The organism is Streptomyces sp. NPDC059454 (assembly GCF_042749965.1).
Lineage (GTDB): Bacteria > Actinomycetota > Actinomycetes > Streptomycetales > Streptomycetaceae > Streptomyces.
The window spans coordinates 34463-58971 of record NZ_JBHYVC010000027.1; the positions used below are offsets into that span (position 1 = coordinate 34463).

The 24509-nt window shown below is 72.4% G+C and carries 27 protein-coding genes; 17 read left to right on the forward strand and 10 right to left on the reverse strand.

Annotated elements, in window-relative coordinates; translation table 11 throughout:
• Positions 1–88: 88 nt before the first annotated feature.
• The 3 genes from ACFXAE_RS19940 to ACFXAE_RS19950 all read left to right on the forward strand — a co-directional run bounded on the left by ACFXAE_RS19940 (position 89) and on the right by ACFXAE_RS19950 (position 3936).
• A complete protein-coding gene (locus ACFXAE_RS19940) occupies positions 89–1192 on the forward strand; it encodes a phosphotransferase (RefSeq protein WP_384716274.1) in 1104 nt (367 codons plus the stop codon).
• A 63-nt stretch (positions 1193–1255) separates the two neighbouring features.
• Entirely contained in the window at positions 1256–1864 is a 609-nt protein-coding gene (locus tag ACFXAE_RS19945) for a TetR family transcriptional regulator (protein WP_384716277.1), read from the forward strand.
• A gap of 44 nt (positions 1865–1908) precedes the next feature.
• The gene (locus ACFXAE_RS19950) at positions 1909–3936 is read left to right on the forward strand and encodes a HelD family protein (RefSeq protein WP_384716280.1); all 2028 of its coding nucleotides are present in this window, start codon (positions 1909–1911) and stop codon (positions 3934–3936) included.
• Between the two features lie 8 nt (positions 3937–3944).
• On the opposite strand, the gene ACFXAE_RS19955 is transcribed toward ACFXAE_RS19950, so the two are convergent.
• Positions 3945–4832, reverse strand: a complete 888-nt coding sequence (locus tag ACFXAE_RS19955; RefSeq protein WP_384716283.1) for an NAD(P)-dependent oxidoreductase — start codon at positions 4830–4832, stop codon at positions 3945–3947.
• Positions 4833–4882: 50 nt separating this feature from the next.
• Between ACFXAE_RS19955 and ACFXAE_RS19960 the strand changes: the two genes are divergently transcribed.
• Together ACFXAE_RS19960 and ACFXAE_RS19965 are read left to right on the forward strand one after the other, a co-directional pair.
• Positions 4883–5227: a winged helix-turn-helix transcriptional regulator gene (locus ACFXAE_RS19960; RefSeq protein WP_384716286.1), complete on the forward strand. Its 345-nt coding sequence runs from the start codon at positions 4883–4885 to the stop codon at positions 5225–5227.
• A 168-nt stretch (positions 5228–5395) separates the two neighbouring features.
• Entirely contained in the window at positions 5396–6619 is a 1224-nt protein-coding gene (locus tag ACFXAE_RS19965; protein WP_384716289.1) for an aminotransferase class V-fold PLP-dependent enzyme, read from the forward strand.
• 10 nt (positions 6620–6629) lie between these two features.
• On the opposite strand, the gene ACFXAE_RS19970 is transcribed toward ACFXAE_RS19965, so the two are convergent.
• The gene (locus ACFXAE_RS19970) at positions 6630–7229 is read right to left on the reverse strand and encodes a DinB family protein (protein ID WP_384716292.1); all 600 of its coding nucleotides are present in this window, start codon (positions 7227–7229) and stop codon (positions 6630–6632) included.
• A gap of 218 nt (positions 7230–7447) precedes the next feature.
• Between ACFXAE_RS19970 and ACFXAE_RS19975 the strand changes: the two genes are divergently transcribed.
• The 3 genes from ACFXAE_RS19975 (at position 7448) to ACFXAE_RS19985 (ending at position 9063) form a co-directional block, all read left to right on the forward strand.
• Positions 7448–7918 carry a helix-turn-helix domain-containing protein gene (locus ACFXAE_RS19975; RefSeq protein WP_384716295.1) on the forward strand — a complete coding sequence of 157 codons (471 nt, stop codon included), beginning with the start codon at positions 7448–7450 and terminating at the stop codon, positions 7916–7918.
• 78 nt (positions 7919–7996) lie between these two features.
• A complete protein-coding gene (locus tag ACFXAE_RS19980) occupies positions 7997–8602 on the forward strand; it encodes a hypothetical protein (RefSeq protein ID WP_384716298.1) in 606 nt (201 codons plus the stop codon).
• Between the two features lie 128 nt (positions 8603–8730).
• On the forward strand, positions 8731–9063 hold the full coding sequence (locus tag ACFXAE_RS19985) for a DUF2516 family protein (RefSeq protein ID WP_185930967.1): 333 nt from the start codon (positions 8731–8733) through the stop codon (positions 9061–9063).
• Between the two features lie 34 nt (positions 9064–9097).
• Here ACFXAE_RS19985 and ACFXAE_RS19990 read toward each other — a convergent pair whose 3' ends face one another.
• From ACFXAE_RS19990 to ACFXAE_RS20000, 3 genes are all read right to left on the reverse strand, one after another.
• Positions 9098–10459 (reverse strand): PP2C family protein-serine/threonine phosphatase, encoded by a 1362-nt coding sequence (locus ACFXAE_RS19990; protein WP_384716301.1) that lies wholly within the window; start codon positions 10457–10459, stop codon positions 9098–9100.
• A gap of 355 nt (positions 10460–10814) precedes the next feature.
• Positions 10815–11903 (reverse strand): C40 family peptidase, encoded by a 1089-nt coding sequence (locus tag ACFXAE_RS19995; protein ID WP_384716304.1) that lies wholly within the window; start codon positions 11901–11903, stop codon positions 10815–10817.
• A gap of 210 nt (positions 11904–12113) precedes the next feature.
• Entirely contained in the window at positions 12114–12953 is an 840-nt protein-coding gene (locus ACFXAE_RS20000) for a class I SAM-dependent methyltransferase (RefSeq protein WP_384716307.1), read from the reverse strand.
• A gap of 206 nt (positions 12954–13159) precedes the next feature.
• On the opposite strand from ACFXAE_RS20000, the gene mshA reads away from it, so the two are divergent.
• The 3 genes from mshA (at position 13160) to ACFXAE_RS20015 (ending at position 15913) form a co-directional block, all read left to right on the forward strand.
• Positions 13160–14497 carry a D-inositol-3-phosphate glycosyltransferase gene (gene mshA, locus ACFXAE_RS20005; protein ID WP_384716310.1) on the forward strand — a complete coding sequence of 446 codons (1338 nt, stop codon included), beginning with the start codon at positions 13160–13162 and terminating at the stop codon, positions 14495–14497.
• Complete coding sequence (locus tag ACFXAE_RS20010; RefSeq protein ID WP_384716313.1) at positions 14490–14996, forward strand: YbjN domain-containing protein; 507 nt, start codon at positions 14490–14492, stop codon at positions 14994–14996. The genes mshA and ACFXAE_RS20010 overlap by 8 nt, the downstream gene beginning before the upstream one ends.
• A gap of 110 nt (positions 14997–15106) precedes the next feature.
• Positions 15107–15913, forward strand: a complete 807-nt coding sequence (locus ACFXAE_RS20015) for a hypothetical protein (protein WP_384716316.1) — start codon at positions 15107–15109, stop codon at positions 15911–15913.
• 34 nt (positions 15914–15947) lie between these two features.
• Here the strand turns inward: ACFXAE_RS20015 and ACFXAE_RS20020 are convergent, their stop codons facing one another.
• Positions 15948–16754 (reverse strand): AraC family transcriptional regulator, encoded by an 807-nt coding sequence (locus tag ACFXAE_RS20020; protein WP_384716319.1) that lies wholly within the window; start codon positions 16752–16754, stop codon positions 15948–15950.
• Between ACFXAE_RS20020 and ACFXAE_RS20025 the strand changes: the two genes are divergently transcribed.
• Positions 16753–17220 (forward strand): DUF2000 family protein, encoded by a 468-nt coding sequence (locus ACFXAE_RS20025; RefSeq protein ID WP_384716322.1) that lies wholly within the window; start codon positions 16753–16755, stop codon positions 17218–17220. The two genes, ACFXAE_RS20020 and ACFXAE_RS20025, sit on opposite strands and share 2 nt — an antisense overlap.
• A 243-nt stretch (positions 17221–17463) precedes the next feature.
• Positions 17464–18285, forward strand: a complete 822-nt coding sequence (locus tag ACFXAE_RS20030; protein WP_384716325.1) for a hypothetical protein — start codon at positions 17464–17466, stop codon at positions 18283–18285.
• A 13-nt stretch (positions 18286–18298) separates the two neighbouring features.
• Here the strand turns inward: ACFXAE_RS20030 and ACFXAE_RS20035 are convergent, their stop codons facing one another.
• Together ACFXAE_RS20035 and ACFXAE_RS20040 are read right to left on the reverse strand one after the other, a co-directional pair.
• A complete protein-coding gene (locus tag ACFXAE_RS20035) occupies positions 18299–18544 on the reverse strand; it encodes a hypothetical protein (RefSeq protein ID WP_384716328.1) in 246 nt (81 codons plus the stop codon).
• A 97-nt stretch (positions 18545–18641) separates the two neighbouring features.
• Positions 18642–19625: an alpha/beta fold hydrolase gene (locus tag ACFXAE_RS20040; RefSeq protein ID WP_384716331.1), complete on the reverse strand. Its 984-nt coding sequence runs from the start codon at positions 19623–19625 to the stop codon at positions 18642–18644.
• Between the two features lie 155 nt (positions 19626–19780).
• On the opposite strand from ACFXAE_RS20040, the gene ACFXAE_RS20045 reads away from it, so the two are divergent.
• The 3 genes from ACFXAE_RS20045 (at position 19781) to ACFXAE_RS20055 (ending at position 22396) form a co-directional block, all read left to right on the forward strand.
• Positions 19781–20038: a helix-turn-helix domain-containing protein gene (locus ACFXAE_RS20045; protein ID WP_384716334.1), complete on the forward strand. Its 258-nt coding sequence runs from the start codon at positions 19781–19783 to the stop codon at positions 20036–20038.
• Between the two features lie 70 nt (positions 20039–20108).
• Positions 20109–21452, forward strand: a complete 1344-nt coding sequence (locus ACFXAE_RS20050) for an FG-GAP repeat protein (protein WP_384716337.1) — start codon at positions 20109–20111, stop codon at positions 21450–21452.
• A 494-nt stretch (positions 21453–21946) separates the two neighbouring features.
• Positions 21947–22396, forward strand: coding sequence for a nuclear transport factor 2 family protein (locus ACFXAE_RS20055; protein WP_384716340.1), 450 nt, complete (start codon positions 21947–21949; stop codon positions 22394–22396).
• 417 nt (positions 22397–22813) lie between these two features.
• Here ACFXAE_RS20055 and ACFXAE_RS20060 read toward each other — a convergent pair whose 3' ends face one another.
• Complete coding sequence (locus ACFXAE_RS20060; RefSeq protein WP_384716444.1) at positions 22814–23413, reverse strand: GNAT family N-acetyltransferase; 600 nt, start codon at positions 23411–23413, stop codon at positions 22814–22816.
• Between the two features lie 96 nt (positions 23414–23509).
• Between ACFXAE_RS20060 and ACFXAE_RS20065 the strand changes: the two genes are divergently transcribed.
• Positions 23510–23638 carry a hypothetical protein gene (locus tag ACFXAE_RS20065; RefSeq protein WP_384716453.1) on the forward strand — a complete coding sequence of 43 codons (129 nt, stop codon included), beginning with the start codon at positions 23510–23512 and terminating at the stop codon, positions 23636–23638.
• Positions 23639–23747: 109 nt separating this feature from the next.
• On the opposite strand, the gene ACFXAE_RS20070 is transcribed toward ACFXAE_RS20065, so the two are convergent.
• Positions 23748–24509, reverse strand: a complete 762-nt coding sequence (locus ACFXAE_RS20070) for a phosphoglyceromutase (RefSeq protein ID WP_384716343.1) — start codon at positions 24507–24509, stop codon at positions 23748–23750.

A 24509-nucleotide genomic window follows, 5' to 3' on the forward strand; every position in this document is an offset into this window, starting at 1 on the left:
TCAGGCGGGGGACACGGCTGGAGCGGGGGTAACGTGCTGCCACTTCTGTAACCCGCGGGAGGGTTCAGGACGAGAGAAACACGGGTCCATGTCACTCGAACCACCTTCCACCGCCCGGCGGTACGCGGTCGAGGCGTGCGGGAATCCGGGAGTGGTCGAAGGGCCGCTGCAGGGCTACCACCACGAGACCTACGTGTTCCCCTTGGCCGACGAGTCGGGAGCGGCACCCGCGGGCCGGTGGAAGTGCCGGGAGCCCCGTACCGGTCTGCTGTGGTTCGACCGGCGCTGCTTCGACTCCGAGGAGCAGCTTCTGGCCGCGCTGAGCGGGCGGATCTCGGGGATCCCCGACGTCAGGGACTTCGGCGGCCTGCGGCTCCAGCGGTTCGTCGAGGGGCGGACCCTCGGCGCGGTGCGGAGTTCCGGCCTCTCGGTCCCCGGCGGGCTGCTCCGGCAGATCGTCGGCCTCTTCCGTGAGCTGGCCGAGGTGACCCCGGAGACACTGGTCGTCAAACGGCGTTGCGAAGCCAGGGACCGCCCCGAGGACGGTGACACCGACGGGTTCCTCGACCGGCTCGTCTCCTTCATGGAGGAAAGCGTCTACCTGGCGAACCTCGACGAGTTCGCGGAACTCTTCGAGGAGGTCGGGGTGGGCGGTGGCGCGTTCGAGAACCTCCGGGAGCACGTGTCGGGCCTGACGGAGCGTCCTTTCTGCCTCCTCCACGCCGATCTCCACCGCGAGAACTTCATCGTCGATCCCGGGCAGCGGCTCTGGACCATCGACTGGGAGCTCGCCATGGTCGGCGACCCGCTCTACGACCTGGCCACCCACCTGTATCTCATGCGGTATCCGCGGTGGCAGGCCCGCGGGCTCACCAGGCGCTGGGTGAGCACCGTCGAAGACGTCCGTCCCGGCAGCTCGGAGGGCTGGCAGCGCGATCTGGGACTGCTCATGGACTTCAAGAAGGCCCAGTCCGTGTTCACCGACGTCATCCGCGCGGCCCTGGCACTGGACCCCGGCCGGGGCGCCGACCGGCGGCAGTCGGAGGGGGCGGGAAGGAAGCTGCACCGCGTCCTGGCCGAGGCCGCTGTCCCGCTGGGCCTCGAATCCGTGCCGGCCCCGGACCGCGTCGCGGACGCGCTCGCCCGCTGGTGCCGGGTTCACGGAGAGGCCGGCGAAGTTCTTCCGGTCTGACCGGGGCCGCCGCGACCGGGTGGTCCGCCACTGTCGTGGAGGGCGGGTGCGTAGGCTCGCCGCATGAGCGAGATCGGCCTGCGGGAGCGCAAGAAGCGGCGGATGTACCGGACCGTGTCGGACACCGCCGTCCGGCTCTTCCTGGAGCGCGGCTTCGACGCCGTGTCCGTCGCCGAGGTGGCGGCCGCGGCCGAGATCTCCAAGCCGACGCTCTTCCGGTACTTCCCGGCGAAGGAGGACCTCGTCCTGTACCGGATCGCCGATCACGAGGACGAGGCCGCCCGGGTGGCCGCACAGGGGCCGGCGCCCGTCGAGGCGCTGCGAGAGCACTTCCTGGACGGGCTGAGGCGGTGCGATCCGGTCACCGGGCTCAACGACGATCCCGAGGTGCTGGCCTTCCACGCGCTGCTGTACGGCACACCGGCGCTGGTCGCGCGGCTGTACGGGCACCTGGAGCGGTCCGAGGAGGCGCTGGCCGGGGTGCTCGGGGGCGGGCTCGGCGCGCGGCTGGCGGCGGGGCAGATCATCGCCGTACGGCGGATCCTCGCGCAGGAGAACTGGCGGCGGATCGCGGCGGGGGAGCGGATCGAGGACGTACGGGACGACGCGGTGGCGGCGGCCGGGCGGGCGTTCGGGATGCTGGCGGAGACGCTGCCGCGATTGCGGGACTGAGTAAAAAATGTGACTCGGTTGCTTTATTCGGTACGCTCGGTGGAATGACCTCACCCGAGCCCGCCCTCGACCGGGAACGCGCCCACCACGACCGCTGCCGCACCGCCCTCGCCGCCATGGCCGACGACGCCGACGAACGGGTCGTCACCGGCGAGGACGTCTCCGCCTCCGGCGCCGACGCCGAAGTCCTCGGGTACCGGCTGCGCAGCCACGCCGAGGAGCTGCGGGAACTGCCCCCGGGGCCGCTGTTCTTCGGGCGGCTGGACTTCGCGCGGGACGACACCGGCCACTCCGGGCAGAGCTACCACGTCGGACGGCTGCGGATCACCGAGCACCCCGCCGCCCCGCCCCTCGTCGTCGACTGGCGGGCCCCCGTCTCCCGCGCCTTCTACCAGGCCACCGCCCGCGACCCGCAGGGCGTCGCCGTGCGCCGGCGGTTCGGCTGGGCACCCGGCAGCCGAGGCGACTCCGCCGACCTGACCGGCCTGGAGGACGAACACCTGGAGCAGGGCGAGGAACGCGTCAGCGGCATCGTCGCCCGGGAGATCGAACGGCCCCGCGTCGGCCCCATGCGGGACATCGCGGCCACCATCCAGCCCGAACAGGACGACCTCGTCCGCGGGGACCTGGACGTCTCCGTGTGCGTGCAGGGCGCCCCCGGCACCGGCAAGACCGCCGTCGGCCTGCACCGGGCGGCCTATCTGCTCTACACCCACCCCCAGCGCATCCGGCGCGGCGGACTGCTCGTCCTCGGGCCCAACCGCACCTTCCTCTCCTACATCTCCGAGGTCCTGCCCGCCCTCGGCGAGACCGGCGTACGGCAGTCGACCCTCGCCGAGGAGATCGCCCGGCACCCGGTCACCGGGACCGACGACGGGCGCGCCGCCGTCGTCAAGCACGACGCCCGGATGGCCGAGGTGCTGCGCCGGGCCCTGTACGCGCGGGTGCGCACCGACCCGACCGACTCCCTCGCCGTGCCCGACGGTTCGTACCGCTGGCGGGTCGAGCCGGAGGAGCTGACGCGGATCGTGACGGACGTACGGGCCGGGGAACCGCCGTACGACGTCGGACGGGAGCGGGTACGGGCCCGGATCGTGCGGGCCGTGCGGGAACGGGCCGAGCGGCGCAGTGGCCCGCGCGGCACCGCCTGGGTGCGCCGGATCGAGCGGGCGCGGCCTGTGTCGGCGTACGTCGACGCCGTGTGGCCGCGGGTGCGCGCGGAGGAGGTGGTGGCCGGGCTGCTGGGCGATCCCGGGGCGCTGGCCGCCGCCGCCGAAGGGGTGCTGGACGCCGAGGAGCAGAAGGCGGTGCTGTGGACGGGAGCGCCGCGGTCGTGGAAGTCGGCGCGCTGGTCGGCCGCGGACCTGGTGCTGCTCGACGAGGTCGCCGGGCTGGTCGAGCGCCCCGCGGGATACGGGCACGTCGTGGTCGACGAGGCCCAGGACCTCTCCCCGATGGAGTGCCGGGCCATCGCCCGCCGGTCCGCCTTCGGCTCGCTCACCGTGCTGGGCGACCTCGCGCAGGGGACGACTCCCTGGGCGGCCCGCTCGTGGCCCGCGGTGCTGCGGCACCTGGGGAAGCCGGACGCGGCCGTGATCCCGCTGACCACCGGCTTCCGGGTGCCGCGGGCGGTGGTCGCGCTCACCAACCGGCTCCTGGAACGGCTGGACGTCGACGTACCGGTGGCCCGCTCCCTGCGCGGCGACGGCGAGTTGCGCGTACGGGAGGCCGCCGGACCGGGCGAGGTGCCGGACGCGGTCGTGGCCGCCGTGCGGGACGCGCTGGAGCGGGAGGGGTCCGTCGGCGTCGTGGCGGCGGACACGGACGTGCCCCGGCTGCGGCGGGCGCTGGCCGGGGCGGGGGTGGAGGTGTCGGGTCCGGAGGCACCGGGCGCGCGGGTCGCGGTGGTGCCGGCGAGTGTCGTCAAGGGCCTGGAGTACGACCACGTGGTGGCCGTCGAACCCGCGGCGATCGCGGAGGCGGAGGAGCGGGGGCTGCACCGGCTGTACGTGGTGCTGACCCGGGCGGTGTCCCGGCTGGAGGTGGTGCGGGCGCGGGAGCTGCCCTTCTGACTTCCCCGTCAGCGGCGGGCGAGCACCTCGGCGACCCGGGTGAAGCCGTCCGTGCCGTGCCCGAGCGCGATGACCCGCCGGGCCTGACCCTCGATCACCCGCATCACGCTCGCGTCGATGCCGTGGGCCTCGGAGGCGTGGACGACGTGGGCCATGGTCGAGGCGGCCGAGGTGATCGGGTTCAGCTCACCCGAGTACGTGCCGGCGTCGGCGTCCGCCGCGAACTCCGTGAACAGGGGAGGGAGGATCGCGGCGATCCCCTGGGCGAAGGGAGCGAGCTCGGTCGCGGTGACACCCTCCGCGCGGGCCACGGCGAGGGCGTGCGCGTAACCGGCCATCGCCGTCCAGAAGATGTCGAGCAGCGCGATGTCGTACGCCGCCGCCCGGCCGATCTCCTCCCCGAGGTGGGTGTGACTGCCGCCGAGCACCGCCAGCACGGGCCGGTGCTCCCGGTACAGCTCCTCGGGGCCGCTGTGCAGGAACACCGCGTCGTCGGTGCCGATGGTCGGGGTCGGGGTCATGATCGCGCCGTCCAGGTAGCGGACGCCGTGCCGGCCGGCCCACTCGGCCGTGTCCCGGGCGCGCTCGGGGGTGTCGGCGCTCAGGTTCACGACCGTACGGCCCTTGAGAGCGGCGGTGACGGCCTCCTGGCGCAGTACGGCGTCCGAGGCGTCGTAGTTCACCACGCAGACGACGGTGAGCGGGGCGGCGGCGACCGCCTCCTCGGGTGACGGCGCCGTGACCGCGCCCCGGGCGATCAGCTCGGCGTCCCGGCCGGGCGTGCGGTTCCAGACGGTGGTGCGCACCCCCGCGTCCAGGAACGCGCCGGCCAGCGCCCGGCCCATCGGACCGAGACCGAGGACGGTGACGGAGGGCTGGTCGGTGTGCACGGACATGGTTCAACTCCCATAGTGTTCATAACGATTACTGAGGAAAGGGGCACGGCATGGTGCACCGGCGCCACGATCCGGACGTCTGCGGAGTGACCGCCGCGATCGCCGTGATCGAGGGCAAGTGGAAGACCACGCTGCTGTGGCTGCTGGAATCCGGCCCGCACCGGCCGGCCGAACTGCGCCGGCGGATGCCCGGCCTCACCGAGAAGGTGCTGACCCAGGCGCTGCGCGAGATGGAGGCGGACGGGCTGGTGCACCGGGAGGTGCACGACGTACTGCCGCCGAAGACGGTCTACTCCCTGACCGCGTTCGGCCGCGAACTCGCCGAGGCGCTGGCACCGCTGTCCGACTGGGGCCACCGCCGCCTGGAGAGGCTGCCCGAGGCCCCGGCCTCCTGACGGGCGGCCGTTCCCGCTCCCTTCCTGTCCGGCGCCCGCAACCAGGTTCACCGGGCGCCGCCGCGCTGCCAAGTACCCACAAAAAAGTGCGTATGCTCCCCGTCGGGACGCCCCGCGGCGATCGTGCGGTCGCGTGAGGATCCGGTGTTCCGCACGGAGGGGAGTCATGTGAGCCAGACCGAGGTCACCACCGCCCCCCGGCCCCTGCTGCTGGCCGACGGCCGGCCGGCCGCGCGGGCGTGGACACTGGACCCCGCCCTGCGCCACCTCAACCACGGTTCGTTCGGCGCCGTACCGCTGGTCGCCCAGGAGCGGCAGCAGGAGTTGCGTACGCGGATGGAGAGCGCCCCGGTGGTGTGGTTCCCCGAGCTGCCGCGGCGGCTCGCGGCGGTCCGGGCCGAGCTCGCCGCCTTCCTCGGCGCGGACCCCGGCGACCTCGCCCTGGTGCCGAACGCGAGCGCCGGCGCGAGCGTCGTGTACGCCGGCCTGGACCGCCGGGACGGCGGGGAGATCGTCGTCACCGACCACGGCTACGGCGCCGTGACGATGGGCGCCCAGCGGCTGGCCCGCCGCTGGGGCGGCCGGGTACGCACGGCCGGGGTGCCGCTGGACGCCGGTGAGGAGCAGGCGTACGAGGCGGTGATGGCCGAGGTGGGCGAGGCCACCGGGCTCGTCGTCCTCGACCAGGTCACCTCGGCGACCGCCCGTCGGCTGCCGGTGGAGCGGATCAGTGCGGAGACGCGGCGGCGTGGCGTTCCGCTGCTCGTGGACGGCGCGCACGCGCCCGGCCTGATCGCCGCCCCGCTCGACGGGTGGGACGGCGACTTCTGGACGGGCAACCTGCACAAGTGGGGCTGCGCGCCGCGCGGCACCGCGGCCCTGGTGGCGCGCGGCCCGCTGCGGGACGGGCTGTACCCACTGATCGACTCGTGGGGCGCCGCCGACCCGTACCCCGACCGCTTCGACCAGCAGGGCACGCTCGACGCGACCGGCCCACTGGCCGCGGCGACGGCCCTCGACTTCGTCGACCGCGTCTGGGGCTGGCCCGCCGCCCGCCGGTACATGGACGAACTGGCCGGTTACGGCGAGCGGATCGTGGGCGCCGCGCTCACCGACCTGACCGGTGCGGACGCGTCCGTCGACGTCGGCATGCCCGTGCCCGGCATGCGGCTGGTGCGGCTGCCCGACGGCCTCGGCGAGAGTCGCCTCGCGGCCGACGCGCTGCGCGACCGGGCCCCCGCGGAGCTGGGCGTCGAGGCGGCGTTCACCAGCTTCGGCGGCATCGGCTACCTGCGGCTGTCCGCACACGTCTACAACACGGCCGAGGACTACGAGTACTTCGCCGAGAAGTGCGTCCCCGTCCTCGGCGAGTGGGCCCGCGCGGCGCGGTGAGTGACGCCGCTCACGCCCCCTGGCCGGCCTCCCGGGCCACGCGCTCCAGACGGTCCCGGTAGGCCTCCCACCAGGCCGGGTCGCCCGACGGCAGGCTGGTGCCGGTCGCGTTCTCCCCCACGGCGCCGTCCAGGAGTTCGCGGAGGATGTCGGCGTGACCGGCGTGCCGGTGGGTGTCGGCGATCACCCGGACCACGGCGTGGTGCAGCGTCAGTTCGTCCCTGCCGTCCGGCCACCACGGCACCCTGCCGACCGTGTCCAGCGGCAGGGCGTCGAGCGTCGCGTCCGCGTGCGCCCACGCCCGGCGGTACAGGCCGGTGACGTCCTCGCGCGACTCCCCGGCGGTGGCCCACATGTCCCCGTTGGCCTCCGCGGCGTCCGCGAGCCAGGGCAGCGGCTCGCCGGACGGCCGGCCGAAGGTGTCGCCGAGGTAGCCCAGTTCCACGCCGGCCGCGTGCTTCACCAGGCCCAGGAGGTTGGTGCCGGTCGGTGTGAGCGGGCGGCGGACGTCGTACTCGGGGAGCCCTTCGAGCTTCCAGAGCAGGGCGTCGCGGGCTTCCTGGAGGTAGCGGTGGAGGTCGGACTTGGCGGCATCGGCTGCGGCGGTCATGCGGGTCAGTCTGCCGTGTGCGGCCCGCCGGGCCGATGAGGGTGCGCCCAGGCGTCCCGTTCGCCTCGCGCCGGGCCCGGACGCACCGCGGCCGGACGCGGCGGGAATCCGGTACGGGCACGGGTACGGCTTCGGCGTTTCCCGGGTCCGCCTGCGCCGTGGCGCACTATTGCAAGCAGGTGCTTGCAATAGTTAGCGGAGTGGGGCAGGGTGGGGGCATGGCATCGCTCAACGTCGGCAATCTCGGTGAGTATCTGCGCGAGCAGCGGCGCAGTGCGCAGTTGTCGCTGCGGCAGCTCGCCGATGCCGCCGGGGTGTCCAATCCGTATCTCAGCCAGATCGAGCGCGGGCTGCGCAAGCCGAGCGCGGAGGTGCTGCAGCAGGTCGCCAAGGCGCTGCGGATCTCCGCCGAGACGCTGTACGTCCGGGCCGGCATCCTCGACGCCGAGCGGGACCGGTCCGAGGTCGAGACGCGGGCCGCCGTGCTCGCCGATCCCACGCTGACCGGGCGTCAGAAACAGGTGCTGCTCCAGATCTACGAGTCGTTCCGCAAGGAGAACGGGTTTGGGAGCGCCGAGGACGGTGAGGCGACGCCCGGGGATCCCGTCGACGCCCCGGGGGGCGCCCCGGCGGCCGGCACGGCCGGCGACAGCGACAGCGACAGCGGTCCGCGGCGGACGGCCGGCTGAGCCGGACCAGGGCACCGGCCGCCCACCGCGGACCACACAAAACCCTCAGCCGAAAACGAATCCGGGAGGACCATCACCATGGCCATCACCGACGACCTGCGCAAGACCTTCAGCGACCCGACCCCGCTCTACTTCGCCGCCGGTACCGCCGACCTCGCGCTGCAGCAGGCCAAGAAGGTGCCGGCCCTGGTGGAGCAGCTGCGCACCGAGGCCCCGGCCCGTATCGAGGCCGTGCGCAACACCGACCCCAAGGCCGTCCAGGAACGGGCGACCGTCCGGGTCCGGGAGACGCAGGAGAACCTCCAGACCAAGGTCGGCGAGCTCTTCGGCTCGCTCGACACCGACCTGAAGAAGCTCGGCGAGAACGCCCAGGACCTCGCGCTGCGCGGGGTCGGCATCGCCGCCGAGTACGCCGTCAAGGCCCGGGAGACCTATGAGAAGGTCGCCGAGCACGGCGAGCAGGCCGTGAAGACCTGGCGCGGCGACGCCGCCGAGAGCATCGAGGACATCGCCGTCGCCGTCGAGCCGCCGGCCGAGCCGAAGCCCACGGCCAGGCTGGAGCCGGTCGAGGTCGCGGACGGCAGGCCCGCCGCCGCGGAGTCCGTCGCGGTGAACAAGCCCGCCGCCAAGAAGGCCCCGGTGCGCAAGACCACGCCGAAGAAGACGACTCCGCCCGCCAAGTAGGCGGGACGTAACCGGGCGGGCCGGGCACTCTCGGAGTGCCCGGCCCGTTGTCCGGGTAGCCGGCCGGTGGATGCGGGTACGGTGACGGCATAGAGGACGAGCCGAGTCGGGTGGTGGACGTTGTGCTGATGCAGGGCTTCGCGGGGTTCATGTGGCTGCTGAGCATGGCCCTGATCGTGTTCAGCGGCTTCGCGCTGATCGATGCGGCCACGCGCCGTGAGGACGCCTACCGCGCGGCCGACAAGAAGACCAAGCCCTTCTGGCTGATCATCCTCGCCCTCGCCTTCGTGGTGAACCTGATCTTCAACATCCTGTCGTTCCTGCCGATCATCGGACTGATCGCGACCATCGTGTACATGGTCGACGTCCGTCCCGCGCTCCGCGGCCTCCCCGGCGGCGGGCGCGCCCGCAGGGGCTCCAGCAGCGACGGCCCCTACGGCCCGTACAACGGCGGCCGCTGAACCACGGCGGCCGCGGACGGCGGCGGGCTCCCGCTCACACCGCCCGGTCCAGCAGCAGCACCGCCACGTCGTCCGTCAGCTCGCCCCCGTTGAGGTCCCGGACCTCGTTGACTGCGGTGCGCAGCAGCTTCTCCCCGCGCAGTCCCTCGGAGAGCTGGCGGCGGATCATCTCCACCATGCCGTCCTGGCCGAGCCGCTCCCCGGTGTCGCCGACCCGGCCCTCGATCAGGCCGTCGGTGTAGAGCATCAGGCTCCACTCGGCGCCCAGCTCCACCTGCATCCGCGGCCAGCGGGCGCCCGGCAGCAGGCCGAGCGCCGGGCCGTTGTTGTCGTACGGCAGCAGGCGCGCGGGGTGGCCGGGGCGGGCGAGCAGCGGCGACGGGTGGCCGGCCAGGCACAGGCCCGCCCGGCGGCCGTCCGGCGCGATGTCCACCGTGCACAGGGTCGCGAAGATCTCGTCGTCCGGCCGCTCGTGCTCCAGCACCTGCTGCAGCGTGCCGAGGAGCTGGTCCCCGCACAGCCCCGCGAGGGTCAGCGCGCGCCAGGCGATGCGCAGCTCCACACCGAGCGCGGCCTCGTCCGGGCCGTGGCCGCAGACGTCGCCGATCATGGCGTGCACGGTGCCGTCCGGGGTGCGGACGACGTCGTAGAAGTCCCCGCCGAGCAGGGCCCGGGAGCGGCCGGGGCGGTAGCGGGCGGCGAACCGCAGCGGGGAGCCGTCCAGCAGCGGGGTGGGCAGCAGGCCGCGTTCCAGCCGGCGGTTCTCCTGGGCGCGCACGCGACCCTCGGCCAGCCGCCGCTCGGCGGAGTCGGACCGCTTGCGCTCCACCGCGTACCGGATCGCCCGGCTCAGCAGCCGGCCGTCCAGCTCGTCGCGGACGAGGTAGTCCTGGGCGCCCACCCGTACGGCCTCGGCGCCGCGCTCGGCGTCGTCGGCGCCGGTGAGCGCGAGGACGGCGTGCCGGGGCGCGAGCTCCAGTACGTGCTTGAGCACGGCGAGCTCGTCGTCGCCGGCCCGGCCGGGCGCGGGCAGCGCGAGGTCCAGCAGGATGCAGTGGACGTCGTCGGTCAGCAGCCGCTCGGCCTCGGTGAGGTTGCGGGCGGTGCGGACGCGGATCGGCTTGCCGGACGGGTCGAGCAGCTCCGGCACGATCGGCGACCCGCCGGGGTCGTCCTCGATCAGCAGCAGGGTGAGGTGGGTGTGGGCGGCCGTCTCGGCCCGGTCCGGCGCGGTGCCGGCCCGGTCCGTGGTGTTCCCGGACGGGTCCGCCGCGCGCGGGGCCGTCCCCCTGGCCTCCGAGGAGTCCTGGGCGGAGCCGCCGTTCGGTGCGGCGGCCGGCGCCTGACCACCTTCCGCGGCCGGGATCGCTCTCTGCCGCGGTACGGGTGCGGGCATTGTTGCGGGTTCCTTCCCTCCCCCCGAGGGCACGGTGGGGGCTTCGGCCGTAGGCCTGTGTCCTGCTCCCACCTCTGTGTGCGAGCAGGGGATGCCCCTTCGAACGGGGACCATAGCGGCTGACGACGCCGCAGCGGAATGGTGTGAACCACCCGGCTCCGCCATCGGCCACCGTCATATGCCGCGTTTGCTACCGCATTTGGGCAGGCCGGAGACGCCGGGGGGATGACGAACGTCACGTCCGCGGGGGTTCGGCCGCGAGATCGACGTGCGCCGGGTCACGTGGCGTACGTCACCGGGCAGTTGAGAGGGCGGTGCAGAAGGGGTGCGGAGGGGGTGCAGGGGTGCAAACCGCTCAATTCGCGTCCGCGTCCGGCCGTACCACCCCGAGGATCGGCATCGATCCGGCCCCCGCGAGCGTCACCGTCCGTCCCGGGCGCGGGGCGTGCACCATCACGCCGTCCCCGACGTACATCCCCACGTGACTGGCGTCACCGAAGTAGATGACGAGGTCACCGGGCCGCATGTCCTCGATGCCGACGCGCTTCAGCTGCTGCCACTGCGCCTGCGACGTACGCGGCATGCTCCGCCCGGCCGATATCCAGGCCTGTGAGGTCAGTCCGGAGCAGTCGTACGTCTTCGGCCCCTCGGCGCCCCACTGGTACGGCTTCCCGATCTGCGCGGTGGCGTACGCGACGGCCTTCTTCCCCTGTTCCGTCGCCTTGCCCCTGATCTCGTCGAGGATGCCGGAGTCCAGCCAGGTGGCCTGCGCCTCGGCGGCGGCCTGCTGTTCCAGCCGGGCCAGGCGCTCCTTCTCCTCCTCCTCCAGCTCGGACTCGAGCTTCTCGGCCGCCTCGATCCGCTTCTCGATCTTCTTCTGCGCCGCGGCCTTGGCCTTGCGGCCCGCCTCGAGCTCCTTCATCTGCGCTTCGGCGTCCTGCGCGTACTGCTCCAAGTCCTGCTGGGTGCGGGTCATTTCCCCGAGCAGACCCTTGGTCGCGTGCTCGCCCTGGCGCACCCGGCCCGCGCCGTCGAGGAAGTCCTGCGGATCGTCGCTCAGCATCAGATGAGCCTCGGGCGGAAGCCCGCCGCCGCGGTACTGGGCGGCGGCCGCGGCGCCCGCCCTGGCCTTCAGCGCGGCCAGCCTCTCCCGGCCCTCGACGATCTTCTTCGCGAGTTGGACGATCCGGGCGGACTGCTGCCGCGCCTTCTCCTCGGCGGCGTTGTACTCGTCGGTGGCGACGGCCGCCGCGCGGTAGAGCTTGTCGAGCTTCCCGCGTACGGCCTCGAGGTCCTTGTCGGCGACCACGGTGACGCTCGCGCTCGCAGGGGGGGACGGCGGGGGAGTGGGAGCCGCGAACGCCGTGCCGGGCACCGCCAGCACGGTGACCGCGCAGACCACGGTCACAGCCGCCGTGAGCAACCCGCGCTTGCCCGTTCCCATGACGCGAACCCCCCGTTGATTAACCGTCAGTAACATTCCGTCGCCCGGGGGATGCTGCCATGTCGGCGCACGAAACGACAGGGGGAGTACTTCCCGCCCGCCCCTTCCCGGCATTCCCCGGCACGGCGATCATCCCGCCAGTGTGACGAACGACTCACGGAGATCGTTCCCGTCACCCCGAGCCGTCACGAGAGCTTTGCCGGCAGGGCATCAAGGCCCGGGCGCCAACGCCTCCCACCGCACCGTCACTTCCCCCTGCCGCCACCGCCCCGGCCCGTCCGCCACCGGCCAGTCGGCCATGAGGTCCCGCACCGCCCGGATCCAGCGCTGCCGTGCGCCGTACGAGGCGTAGGGCGCGGCGGCGGCCCAGGCGCGGTCGAAGTCGCGCAGGAAGGCGTGCACCGGTTCGCCCGGCACGTTGCGGTGGATGAGCGCCTTCGGCAGGCGTTCCGCCAGGTCGGAGGGGCGCTCCAGGGAGCCCAGCCGGGTCGCGAAGGTGACCGTGCGGGGCCCTTCCGGTCCGAGCGCGACCCAGACGTGCCGGCGCCCGATCTCGTCGCAGGTCCCCTCGACCAGCAGCCCGCCGCGCGAGCCCGTCGCCGGGTCGGCGGGGGCGAGCCGCGCGCACAGCCGCCGCCACACGGCGGCGACCTCGGCCTCGTCGTACTGGCGCAGCACGTTCGCCGCGCGGACCAGCACCGGCCGCCCGGGGACCGGGACCTCGAAGCCGCCGCGGAGGAAGACCAGCCCCTCGCGCTCGTACGGCCGTGCCGCCGCGACCCGGGCCGGTTCGATCTCGACGCCCGTCACGCGCGCGCGGGGCGCCGCGGCGCGCAGCCGGTGCAGCAGTTCGACCGCCGTCCAGGGGGCCGCGCCGTAGCCGAGGTCGACGGCGACGGGATCGGCGGCGCGGCGCAGTTCCGCGCCGTGCGTGGCCGCGATCCAGCGGTCCATGCGGCGCAGCCGGTTGGGGTGGGTCGTCCCGCGCGTCACCGTGCCCACGACGGGGGCCCTCCGCGCAGAGGGGAGGGAGGCGGCGCGGACTGTCATACGGACGAGTATGCGGGTACCCCGAAAAGGCGCTGGTGGAGGTGGTGCGGCCCACTCTCGAACGGTTGAGCGACGATTGGTAATGATTCGGTAAAAACCCGAACCGGGGACGCCGTCCGGAAATGGGGACGCGGTTTTCGGACGTTGACCTCGCCGAGGGTCGCACACCCTCCGACAGCCATGCCCGCAGCGAGGAGGAACGCCACGTGAGCCAGTACATCGCGAGGCTCGGACGGCGCTCCCCCGCCGCCCCGTCGCGCCTGCGGCTGCACCGCAGGCCCCGCCGCGTGGCGATGCTCTCCGTGCACACCTCCCCGCTCCACCAGCCGGGCACGGGCGACGCGGGCGGCATGAACGTCTACATCGTGGAGCTCGCGCAGCGCCTCGCCGCGATCAACATCGAGGTCGAGATCTTCACGCGCGCGACCGCCGCCGCCCTCCCGCCCACCGTCGAGCTCGCCCCCGGCGTCCTCGTCCGGCACGTCGACGCGGGCCCCTACGAGGGCCTCGCCAAGGAGGAGCTCCCGGCCCAGCTGTGCGCCTTCACCCACGGCGTGATGCAGGCCTGGGCCCGCCACCGCCCCGGCCACTACGACCTGGTCCACTCCCACTACTGGCTCTCCGGCCACGTCGGCTGGCTTGCCGCCCAGCGCTGGGGCGTGCCCCTGGTGCACGCCATGCACACCATGGCCAAGGTCAAGAACGCCAACCTGGCCGTCGGCGACACCCCCGAGCCCGCCGCGCGCGTCATCGGCGAGACCCAGATCGTCGCCGCCGCCGACCGGCTGATCGCCAACACCGCCGAGGAGGCCGACGAACTCGTACGGCACTACGCGGCCGACCCCGGCAAGGTCGCCGTCGTCCACCCCGGCGTGAACCTCTCCCGCTTCCGCCCCGCCGACGGCCGCGCCGCCGCGCGGGCCCGCCTCGGCCTCCCGAGGGACGCCCTGATCCCGCTCTTCGCGGGCCGCATCCAGCCCCTCAAGGCACCCGACGTGCTCCTGCGCGCGGTGGCCGCCCTGCTCGGCGAACGCCCCGAGCTGCGCTCCCGCATCTGCGTCCCCGTGGTCGGCGGCCCCAGCGGCAGCGGCCTCGCCAAGCCGGAAGGGCTGCAGAAGCTCGCCGCGCGGCTCGGCATCGCGGACGTCGTACGGTTCCACCCGCCCGTCGGGCAGGAGCAACTCGCGGACTGGTTCCGCGCGGCGTCCGTCCTCGTCATGCCGTCCTACAGCGAGTCCTTCGGACTGGTCGCCATAGAGGCGCAGGCCGCCGGCACCCCGGTGCTCGCGGCAGCGGTCGGCGGCCTCCCGGTGGCCGTACGGGACGGGCACACCGGCTTCCTCGTCCGGGGCCACGACCCCGACGCCTACGCGCGCGTGCTGCGCGATTTCGCCGACCACCCGCATCTCGCCGACCGTATGGGCGAGGCCGCCGCCCGGCACGCCCAGGCCTTCGGCTGGGACACCGCCGCCGCGACCACGGCCGACGCCTACACGGCCGCGACCCAGGCCCACCGCCGTCACGTACGCTCCCACCATGGCTGACAAGGCGGCGGAGGCAGCGCAGGTCATCGAGGGCGTCCTGCGGGACGCCGAGCTGGAGTGGGAGAGCCCCGCGCCCGGCAGTTACGTGGTGAAGCTCCCCGGCACCCGCAAGCTCTCCACCACCGTGTCCCTGATCGCCGGCCGGCACACGCTCTCCCTGAACGCCTTCGTCATCCGCCACCCCGACGAGAACGAGGCAGCCGTCCACCGCTGGCTCCTGGAGCGCAACCTCAAGCTCTTCGGCGTGAGTTACGCCGTCGACCCGCTCGGTGACGTCTACGTCACCGGCCGCCTGCCCCTCTCCGCCGTCACCGCGGAGGAACTCGACCGCCTCCTCGGCCAGGTCCTCCAGGCCGCCGACGGCAGCTTCAACACCCTCCTGGAGCTCGGTTTCGCCTCGGCGATCCGCAAGGAGTACGACTGGCGGGTGTCGCGCGGGGAGTCCACCCGCAACCTGGACGCGTTCACGCACCTGCTGCGGCGACCCTCGGACGGGTGACGACCGCGCAGGTCACGACAGGGGTACCGAACGGACGTGCGGGTTCGGGCTGTTAATCTGCCGCGATCCGGACCCCGGTCTCAGGGGTCCCGTGCATGAAGAGGACGTACATGCGCACAGGCAGATCCGCCCTTGTGGCCGCGCTCACCGGAGCGCTCGCCCTCGGGGTGTGCACCGCGACGCCCGCACAGGCAGCCGACACCGGCGTCACCGTGTCGAACGTGGTCGTGAACAACGGCAAGCCCATCGTCGTGGGCATCTCCGAGGAGAAGAACCCCAGCCTCAGCTTCCGCATGACCTGGCCCGCGGGGTACACGTCCGGCGACGTCACCGCGTTCCCGTACCTGTACCACGACACCACGGCCGCCGAGGGTGCGGAGAGCGGCATCCGCACGGGCCACGTCATCTACTACGACGACACCCCCGGCTCGGCGAACGTCGAGGGCGATCTCTACATCGACCCCCGCTGGACCCTGGACTCCACCAAGGACGCCACCACCTGGAAGATCGCGGCCAACATCCGCCTCTGGGTCCCCGGGAGCGAGACCAAGCTCAAGGCCGAGGAGAACCTGACCGGCCTCGGCACGGTCCAGGTCAAGCGTGCCGCGCGGGCCACCGTCAACGCCTCGCCGGAACCGGTCGCCAAGAACAGGACGCTCACCGTGACGGGCAAGCTGACCCGCGCCGACTGGGGCAAGGAGGCGTACGTCGGCTACCCCGACAAGCTGGCCAAGCTCCAGTTCCGCAAGGCGGGCACCAGCACGTACACGACCGTCAAGACCGCGCGGGCGAGCTCCACGGGCTACCTGAAGACCACGGTGACGGCCACCACCGACGGCTACTGGCGCTGGACGTTCGGCGAGACGTCCACGACGGGCGGGGCGACGGCGGCGGGCGACTACGTCGACGTGAAGTGACCCCCGCGGGACCGGTGGCCCGCCTCCGCGGGGGTCACCGACCCTCCGCCCGGTAACGGCCCGGCGTGACCCCGACCAGCCTGCGGAAGTGCCGGGTGAGATGGGCCTGGTCGTAGAAGCCGGTGACGACGGCGACCTCGCCCGGTGACCGCCCCTCCAGGAGCAGCCGCCGGGCGCGGCCGACCCGGCGGGACATCAGGTACTGGTGCGGCGCGATGCCGTAGGCCCCGCTGAACGCCCTTACGAGATGCGCGGGATGGGCGGACAGCGTCCCGCCGGCCTCCGCCAGGCTCACCCCCTCCACGACCCGCTCGTCGAGCAGCTCCCGCAGCCGCCGTGCGAGCACGGGATCCCGCCGGGGCGCGCCGGGGACGTCCCGGGACCGCAGGTGCTCTCGCAGCCGCTCCCCGACCAGCGTCAGCCTGCTCTCGGCCTCCAGCTCGTCCCCGGGCCGTACGAGCGCGGAGTGCACCTGTCCGACGCGCCGCCGCAGCAGGGGGTCGCGCAGATCGGGCCGGTCGACGGCGGCCCCGATGAGACCGTCGGCGAGGTGGTGGCCGTCGAGGTACAGCACCCGTTTGCGGAAGCCGTCGGGAGTGGCGGGGGCCCCGTTGTGGGGGACGTGCGGCGGCAGCAGGGACACGGTGTCGTGCGGGGTGCCGTGCTCGTGCCGGTCGAGGTCGTACCGTACGGCGCCGTCGTCGACGATGAGCAGCGTCCAGGCGTCGTGGACGTGCATCGGGTAGGCGTACTCGGTGAAGCGGGCGTGGAACACCTCGACGACGCCCGGAACGCGGGGCCGCCAGGCGGAAACGGCCCGCTCGGGGCGGTCTGCGGCCATGCAAACAACGTACAAGACGCGGGCGGGCCCCGATCGGCAGTCTCAGGGCATGAGCACTCGCTTCGACACGAAGATCGCCGTACTGCTGCGCGAGGACCTGGAGCCCTGGCAGCGCCTCAACGTCACCGCGTTCCTGGTCAGTGGCCTGGGCACACGGCTCCCGGAGCTGATCGGCGCACCCTACGAGGACGCGGACGACGTGCCGTACCTGCCGATGTTCCGCCAGCCGGTCCTGGTCTTCCAGGGCACCAAGGAAGTGCTGAAGGCGGCCCACGCGCGCGCCCTCTCCCGTGCCCTGCCCCGCGCGGTCTTCACCTCCGACCTGTTCGCCACGGGCCACGACGAGGCCAACCGCGCGGCGGTCCGCGCGGTTGGCACGGCGGACCTGGACCTGGTCGGCCTGTCGGTCCACGGCCCGAGGAACGCGGTGGACAAGGTCCTCAAGGGTGCGCGGATGCACCCGTGAGGCGTCGGGCCGCGTCCGCCTTCACATCGATGACCGGCCGAGGGCGTACCGCAGCGGCAACGGCTTGGGCGGGGCCCGGACCTCGCCCCTGCTCCACTGCCTCAACTCCGCTGATCTTCATGAGGCATGAGGGTCAAGAGGACCGGGAGGACCGGGAGGACCGGGAGGGCCGGGAGGGCCGGCGGCTGGTAATGTCGCGCTCTTCGCCAGGCACCCTGTGCGGAGTCCCCGTGGCAGGCCGACATGTCCGATCCCCATGACGTCGATCCGTACGCGACGTGGCACCACGCCCTCGCCGAAGCCGACCGCGTCTTCGCGTCGCCCCCCGCACTCGACCGCCCGGTGGGCGGCTGCACGCACTGCACCCCCGATTCGGAGCTGGACCTGCTCGGCGGCGACCCCGCCGCCGTACCGGACGACGTCCTCGGTCACTTCCTGCGGGAGACCGTCGGCCACTGGGACGAGGACCAGTACCCCGTCCTGTGGCGCCGCCTCATGCCGCGCGCCCTGCGCCTCTGGGGCCCGGGAGGTGAGGAGGGCAACGACCCGGACCTGGAGATCGGCCACCTGGCCCGTTACGGTGCCGCCCTGGCCGACTGGCCCGCGCCCGAACGCGCCGCGGTGGAGCGGGCGTTCCGCGCGCTGCTGGCCGTTGCCCTGACCGACGGCCGGCCCGCGGGAGACGTCACGGAACTGGTGGAGGGCATCGCTCACGCGACGGGCGACCTGTGGCCCTGGCTGGACCACCTCGCCGCCCTCCCCGGCCTCCTCGGCCCGGTGGCGGAAGCCGGCCTGGTCCGCCTCGCCTTCGCCTGGGCGACCGACCTGCTCTGGGAGGACTTCGACTTCACCTGGTGGTACGACGGCGACCCCGGGGTCATCGCCGTCTGGCTCCCCACCCAGCGCCCCCGCGTCGCCGCCTTCGCCACCCGCCACCCGCGCTGCAAGACGGCGGCGGACACCCTGATCGCGATCGACCACCTGGGTGCCGGCGCGCACAGCCCGTGGTGGTACCCGTACGGCCTGGGCCAACACCTGCGGTTGACCGCCGCCGCGCCGCGCTGAGCGTGCCCGCGCCTCAGTCCGGCAGCGGCCCGGAGGTCTCGCGGCCCGGCTGCCTGCCGTCCGGCGGGTAGTCGCAGTCGATGCCGGTCACCTCACGGTCGTCGTCCTCGGAGTCGACCACCGCCACGCCCGTACAGGCCCGGCCGTGTTCATCGGTCCACGTGACGATCTCCGTCCGGTCGGGCTTGGCGCAGCCCGCCAGCACCACCGCGCACAGCAGCGCCGACGCCGTGAGTACGGCCCTGCGCGGTCCCTTCATGACATCCCCCGTGACAACTCGACTGCGAGGTAAGTGCGTTCGAGAAGGAGATATCCGGCGGAGGTGAACCGTCCGCCAACCGTGAGGTGCGAAGCCGTCACGAACGGGGCAGCACGGCCAGCCATTCGGTGAGGAGACGGTTGACGTCGTCGGGGCGTTCCTGCTGGACCCAGTGGCCGCAGCCGTCCAGCAGATGGGAGGAGACCAGTCCCGGCAGCGTGACCGGGTACGCCTCGATCGCGTCGGCCAGCCAGGTCGTGGAGGCGTCCAGGCCACCGCCGACGAACAGGGACGGCTGAGTGATGGGCGCACCGTCGAAGGCCTTCAGGTCCTCCCAGTCGCGGTCCATGTTCCGGTAGCGGTTGAGCGCGCCGGTGAGGCCCGTTCGTTCGAACTCCGCCGCGTAGACGTCGAGTTCCCGCTCGCTCAGCCAGCCGGGCAGCCGGCCCACGGGGAACCGGTCGCGCATGGCCCCGCCCTTGCCGACGAAGTGCGGATCGGGAGCGCCGGGCGCGGCCATGGTGTCGGCGGACAGCGCCGCGTAGAGGCCCGCGAGCCAGCCCCGTACATCCGGCTCGATCTCCGCCTCGGCGCGGCCCGGCTGCTGGAAGTACGAGGCGTAGAACTCCTCGTCGCCGCCCATCCCGGCGAAGACGTCACTGGGCCGGGGCCCGCCGCGCGGAGTGTAGGGAACGCTCAGCAGCCCCACCGCGCGGAAGACGTCCGGCCTCAGCAGGGCGGAGTTCGCGGCGATGACCGAGCCCCAGTCGTGTCCGACGACCACGGCCGACTCCTCGCCGAGGGCGTGCACCACGGCGACGTTGTCCTCCACGAGATCGAGCATCCGGTACGCGTCCGTCGCGGCCGGCTTGGAGGAGCGCCCGTACCCCCGCACATCGACGGCGACCGCGCGGTACCCCGCCGCGGCGAGGGCCGGCAACTGGTGGCGCCAGGAGTACCAGGACTCAGGGAACCCGTGCACGAGCAGCACCAGCGGCCCGCTTCCCTGTTCCACGAGATGGATCCGCCCTCCCGGCGAGGGAATCAGCCGGTGGGAGGTCTCCGTGGCTTTCTGGTGCATGCGTCCTCCTCAAGGACCGGTGGTCTTCCGTAATCCGATCATGCGGAAGGCCGTTCCGAAAGCCCGAGCGCGTTTGCCGATCCGGCAAATCCGGGTCCACCCGGAGACGGGCCCCCGACGACGAAGCCCTAGTCCTGCCGCGGCTCGTGGCGGAGATGTCCGCATCGATACCGGCAGCCCTTGCCGACGGACAGGGCGTTCAAGTCATGCCGGCCGAAACGGAGCCGACGGCCCAGCAGGCCGCCGACATACTGGACGTGTCCCGCCCCTGCTTGATCGGGCTTCTGGAGTCCGGCGAGATCCCCTTCCGGCTCGTGGGGCGTCATCGCCGTATCCGCTTCGCCGATCTGCGTCAGTACGTGCGCGAGGACGATGCGAGGGGAAAGCGGTCGTTGCCGGTGTACAACCATTGACGGTCCGCGCGCGTCCAAGATCACAGTTCAAGCGTCCGTCCACAGGACGCTTCTCGGACCTCGGAGAATCATGCCCTCCTCGCGTACCGCCCTCGCAGCCGCTTCCGCACTCGTGGCGGCGCTCTGCACGCCGATCCTCGCCGCCCCCGCCGCGTCCGCCGCCCCCGCCAAGTACGCCGACGACTTCAACGGTGACGGCTACCGCGACTACGCGTACGGCGGGAGCGTGACCGACGCGGGTTCGGACGGCTCCGGAACGGTCGGCATCATCTACGGCACGGCCACCGGACCGGACGGGCGCAAGCAGAACATCACGCAGAACAGCGCGGGCATCCCCGGCGCCAACGAGTGGGACGACGGCTTCGGCAACGCGATGGCGGCCGCCGACTTCAACCGCGACGGATACGCCGACCTGGCCGTCGGCGTCTACGGCGAGGACGTCGGCGCGAGCAAGGAGCAGGGCGGGACCACGATCATCTGGGGGTCCGCGTCAGGACTGTCCGGAGGCACCACCGTCCCGAACAAGGCGCCCGGAAAGTACGGCCAGATGGGTCTCGACCTCGCCGCCGGGGACTTCAACGGCGACGGCAAGCCCGACCTGGCCCTGATCAACGACCACACCGCGCACGTGTACGCCGGCTCGTTCACCAGATCCGGCTTCAGCGGCAAGGTCACCAAGCTCACCAACGACAAGATGTTCGCCGAGCACCTGACCGCCGGGAGGGTCACCAAGGACAAGGCTTCCGACCTCGTGGTCGTCGGCGGGGTGGACGGCACCGAACACACCGTCAGCGGCGCCTGGTTCATCCGCGGCGGAAGCACGCTCACCCGGGGCAAGACCTACAAGCTCGGCACCGGTGAGGACACCAGCTGGGAGGTCGACGCCCGGATCGCCGACTTCAACAAGGACGGCTACGGGGACATCGCGCTCGGACACCCCAACGCCAACGGCGCGGGCGGCGTCCTCGTCTGGCGTGGCGGTTCCAGCGGCCCCGGCAGCGTCACCCGCGTCAACCAGAACACCGCGGGCGTCTCCGGCAGCATGGAGGCCGGCGACCGCTTCGGCGCACGGATCTCCGTCGGCGACGTCAACCGCGACGGCTACCCGGACCTCGCCGTCGCCGCCCCCGGAGAGGACCTCCGCGGCCACGCCGACGCGGGCGCCGTCCACATCCTGCGCGGCAGCGCCTCCGGGCTCACCGGATCCAAGTCGCAGTTCATCGACCGCGACACCGCGGGCGTGCCGGACGGCCTGGAAGCCGGCGAGTCCTTCGGCGAACGGCTGCGCCTGCGCGACTCCGACCGTGACGGCCACGCCGACCTCTTCACCGACTACCTCCGCCTGCGCGGCCACTCCGGAGGCATCACGGCCTCCGGCACCCAGCAGACGATCTGGTCCGACTTCATGGAGTAGAGCCCAGTACCGCCTGCCAGGCCGCTCGCCCGGTGCCTCGGCGTGCGGCTTCGAGAGGCGGGTGTCCTCGGCCGCTACGGCATCTCCGATGCGCCCGCATCGCGGTTCGAAGAGCTTCGAGCCCGGTTCGGGGAAACGGCCGGCCCCACCGGGACCGTAGGACTTTCGCCCTGCTCGTCATCGATCCGACGGAGGTGCGGCTCCTTACGCGGACGTGAGGGAGGGAAGCGGGCCCGAGGCCGGCTTCGTGGCCTGGTTCCAGGAGCGGCAAGCCGACCGGGGCCGGTGGTCCGAGCACGTCGACGGGCAGGTCTCGGCGGACGGTTGCCTGAGCGGCCGAAGGGCCTGCCCCGACGAGCAGCCCTTTGCACTCGGGCTCCTGATGCGCAGCTCTGGGTGTATTGCCCTGTGAGGTTGTGGAAGTGCCGACCGCGACGCACAACGATGTCTGATTGCCGCCAGCGAGGTCCTGCCGTGGTGTTCATGCTGGCGGCATGATGATGTCATCCACTACGGAGTCAGCGACAGTCCTCGCCGGTATGTATGCGGCTGAGGCGGAGTACCTGGCGGCAGGAGGTCCTGGCGAGGCTTCGTTCGACCTGCTCGCCCCCTTCTTCGCGCCGGATGTCGAACTGCATCAAGCAGATGCCCTGCCCTATGGAGGTACTTGGCGTGGGCACAACGGTCTGGCGCAGTTCTTCCTCGTGATGGGAGAAGTGTGGGAGTCGTTCGACATGGTGGAGCAGGAGTTTCTCGCCACCGGTGAGACTGCGGTCGTACTCACACAGGTCCGTGCTCGCGCTCGTGCGACCGGCCGTGAACTCAGCTTCCCGATTCTGCAGGCGATCACGGTCAAGGACGGGCGGATCACCGAGGTCCGTCCGTTCTACTGGGATACACGGGCTGTCGCCGACGCCTGCGCCGTGCCGGCGCCGGCAGATTGAGGCCGGCGGCGAACTCACTTGTCACCGCCACTCGTCGAGGACTGCGGCCGGCACGGTCGCCTCGTGGCGGACGACAAGCCTGTCGTATCTCGTGGCCCCTGCCCGGTGGCGCTTGAGGCGGTTGATCCCGCACACGACGGCATGCCGTTCGCGGTGGTCGGTTCTGCCGGACCTCGGCGGCCGACCGCCTCGGGAGCCGAGCTTCCGGCGGTCGCGGACGCGGTCGGAGGGGACCGAAACGGCCGCCTTGATCCCACGTCTGCGCAGGCGGGCCCGGTTACGACGGGAGTCGTACGCCTTGCCTGCCCGGGCCGGGGCGAGGTACCCGGATGGCTTCCAGGACCGGCTCGAATGGCGGCGAGTCACCTCACTGACCGGCTGTGATCACGACGCCCCACGAAAGACGATCACCAATGATCAAAATCCACTTTCGCGACGGACCCTAACGGGCTGGTGCTGCGGCACGGTCGACGGCCGCCACTCCCGCCTCAGCAACCCGAACACCCACGAGTCGGACACCTCGCCGTTCACGACGCAGTCTTCTCGCATCGTCCCTTCCCGCACGAACCCGATCTTCTCCAGAACCCGGGCAGATGCCACGTTACGCGTGTCGGTCTCGGCCTGAACCCGGTTCAGGTCCAGTGTGTCGAATGCCCACCGCAGCACGGCGTGCGCGGCCTCCGTCGCGTAGCCGTGGCCCCACATCGCATCGTCGAGGCAGTAGCCCAACGACGCGCTGCGGTGGTCCGGGTTCCATCCGGTCAGACCGCACCAGCCGACGAAGGCCCCGTCAGAAGCACGGTCGATGGCCACCCGCGCCCCGGTGCCCTCGTCCGCCAGCTTTCCGCACATCGCGATGAAGCGCTCGGCGCGAGCCCGTTCGGTCCACGGCGGGGAGTCCCAGTAGCGCAGCACGTAGGCGCTGCTGTGCAGCGCGAAGAGGAGGTCCGCGTCGGCGTCGGTGAAGGGCCGCAGTCGCAGGCGAGCGGTGTGCAGTGTGGGAGTGGCCAAAGTCATGCGCGCCATCTTGCGTCCTCAGGGGGCGGGCAGGACACCGGAATATCCGACCCCGGCCCGGTCCTCACGACCAAGGCACCGCCTATAGAAACGGACTTGACGCCCTCTGAAGGTCTGGTCGACTCCATCGCCGCTTCCCGGGACTCCGGACCGAGCCGCTTCGGGGGAACGGTCGTCTCCTTCGAGCCGGCTGACACCTGGCCCTCCACCTGGGCGGAGAGCTGAAAGCCCTCAGCCCAGCCCTTCTCCTCAGCCTTGGGCGAGGCGGCCCAGTCCAACCGGTAAGCCCCCTACCGGCGGAGAAACCGCAGGCAGGGGGCTTACTGGCGAGCGCTTACTTCTTCTTGCCCTGGTTCTTGACCGCCTCGATCGCCGCCGCGGCCGCCTCCGGGTCGAGGTACGTGCCGCCGGGGGTGACCGGCTTGAAGTCGGAGTCGAGTTCGTAGTGCAGCGGGATGCCCGTGGGGATGTTCAGGCCCGCGATGTCGGCGTCCGAGACGCCGTCGAGGTGCTTGACCAGGGCGCGCAGGCTGTTGCCGTGGGCGGCGACCAGGACCGTGCGGCCGGTCAGGAGGTCGGGGACGATCGAGTCGAACCAGTACGGGAGCATCCGGACGACGACGTCCTTCAGGCACTCCGTCTGCGGCCGCACCTCCGGCGGGAGGGTCGCGTAGCGCGGGTCGGAGAACTGGGAGTACTCGGCGTCGTTGGAGAGCGCCGGCGGCGGGGTGTCGTAGGAGCGGCGCCACAGCATGAACTGCTCCTCGCCGAACTCCGCGAGGGTCTGCGCCTTGTCCTTGCCCTGGAGGGCGCCGTAGTGACGCTCGTTCAGGCGCCAGCTGCGGTTCACCGGGATCCACAGGCGGTCGGCGGCCTCCAGCGCGAGCTGCGCGGTGCGGATCGCGCGCTTCTGGAGGGAGGTGTGGAGCACGTCGGGCAGCAGGCCGGCGTCCTTGAGCAGCTCGCCGCCGCGCGTCGCCTCCTTCTCGCCCTTCGGGGTGAGGTTGACGTCCACCCAGCCGGTGAACAGGTTCTTCTCGTTCCACTCGCTCTCGCCGTGGCGGAGGAGGATCAGCTTGTACGGTGCGTCGGCCAT

Bases quoted from the DNA above. Each gene is read 5' to 3' on its own strand.
- ACFXAE_RS19955 (WP_384716283.1), bottom strand. From the start codon at position 4,832: ATGTCCGTGCACACCGACCAGCCCTCCGTCACCGTCCTCGGTCTCGGT.
- ACFXAE_RS20050 (WP_384716337.1), top strand. From the start codon at position 20,109: ATGCCCTCCTCGCGTACCGCCCTCGCAGCCGCTTCCGCACTCGTGGCG.
- ACFXAE_RS20020 (WP_384716319.1), bottom strand. From the start codon at position 16,754: ATGGCCGCAGACCGCCCCGAGCGGGCCGTTTCCGCCTGGCGGCCCCGC.
- ACFXAE_RS19995 (WP_384716304.1), bottom strand. From the start codon at position 11,903: ATGGGAACGGGCAAGCGCGGGTTGCTCACGGCGGCTGTGACCGTGGTC.
- ACFXAE_RS20000 (WP_384716307.1), bottom strand. From the start codon at position 12,953: ATGACAGTCCGCGCCGCCTCCCTCCCCTCTGCGCGGAGGGCCCCCGTC.
- ACFXAE_RS19940 (WP_384716274.1), top strand. From the start codon at position 89: ATGTCACTCGAACCACCTTCCACCGCCCGGCGGTACGCGGTCGAGGCG.
- ACFXAE_RS20055 (WP_384716340.1), top strand. From the start codon at position 21,947: ATGATGATGTCATCCACTACGGAGTCAGCGACAGTCCTCGCCGGTATG.
- ACFXAE_RS19970 (WP_384716292.1), bottom strand. From the start codon at position 7,229: ATGACCGCCGCAGCCGATGCCGCCAAGTCCGACCTCCACCGCTACCTC.
- ACFXAE_RS20060 (WP_384716444.1), bottom strand. From the start codon at position 23,413: ATGACTTTGGCCACTCCCACACTGCACACCGCTCGCCTGCGACTGCGG.
- ACFXAE_RS20045 (WP_384716334.1), top strand. From the start codon at position 19,781: ATGTCCGCATCGATACCGGCAGCCCTTGCCGACGGACAGGGCGTTCAA.
- ACFXAE_RS19960 (WP_384716286.1), top strand. From the start codon at position 4,883: ATGGTGCACCGGCGCCACGATCCGGACGTCTGCGGAGTGACCGCCGCG.
- ACFXAE_RS19990 (WP_384716301.1), bottom strand. From the start codon at position 10,459: ATGCCCGCACCCGTACCGCGGCAGAGAGCGATCCCGGCCGCGGAAGGT.
- ACFXAE_RS19945 (WP_384716277.1), top strand. From the start codon at position 1,256: ATGAGCGAGATCGGCCTGCGGGAGCGCAAGAAGCGGCGGATGTACCGG.
- ACFXAE_RS20035 (WP_384716328.1), bottom strand. From the start codon at position 18,544: ATGAAGGGACCGCGCAGGGCCGTACTCACGGCGTCGGCGCTGCTGTGC.
- ACFXAE_RS19975 (WP_384716295.1), top strand. From the start codon at position 7,448: ATGGCATCGCTCAACGTCGGCAATCTCGGTGAGTATCTGCGCGAGCAG.
- ACFXAE_RS19985 (WP_185930967.1), top strand. From the start codon at position 8,731: ATGCAGGGCTTCGCGGGGTTCATGTGGCTGCTGAGCATGGCCCTGATC.
- ACFXAE_RS20070 (WP_384716343.1), bottom strand. From the start codon at position 24,509: ATGGCCGACGCACCGTACAAGCTGATCCTCCTCCGCCACGGCGAGAGC.
- ACFXAE_RS20010 (WP_384716313.1), top strand. From the start codon at position 14,490: ATGGCTGACAAGGCGGCGGAGGCAGCGCAGGTCATCGAGGGCGTCCTG.
- ACFXAE_RS20015 (WP_384716316.1), top strand. From the start codon at position 15,107: ATGCGCACAGGCAGATCCGCCCTTGTGGCCGCGCTCACCGGAGCGCTC.
- ACFXAE_RS20040 (WP_384716331.1), bottom strand. From the start codon at position 19,625: ATGCACCAGAAAGCCACGGAGACCTCCCACCGGCTGATTCCCTCGCCG.
- ACFXAE_RS20030 (WP_384716325.1), top strand. From the start codon at position 17,464: ATGTCCGATCCCCATGACGTCGATCCGTACGCGACGTGGCACCACGCC.
- ACFXAE_RS19980 (WP_384716298.1), top strand. From the start codon at position 7,997: ATGGCCATCACCGACGACCTGCGCAAGACCTTCAGCGACCCGACCCCG.
- ACFXAE_RS20025 (WP_384716322.1), top strand. From the start codon at position 16,753: ATGCAAACAACGTACAAGACGCGGGCGGGCCCCGATCGGCAGTCTCAG.
- ACFXAE_RS19950 (WP_384716280.1), top strand. From the start codon at position 1,909: ATGACCTCACCCGAGCCCGCCCTCGACCGGGAACGCGCCCACCACGAC.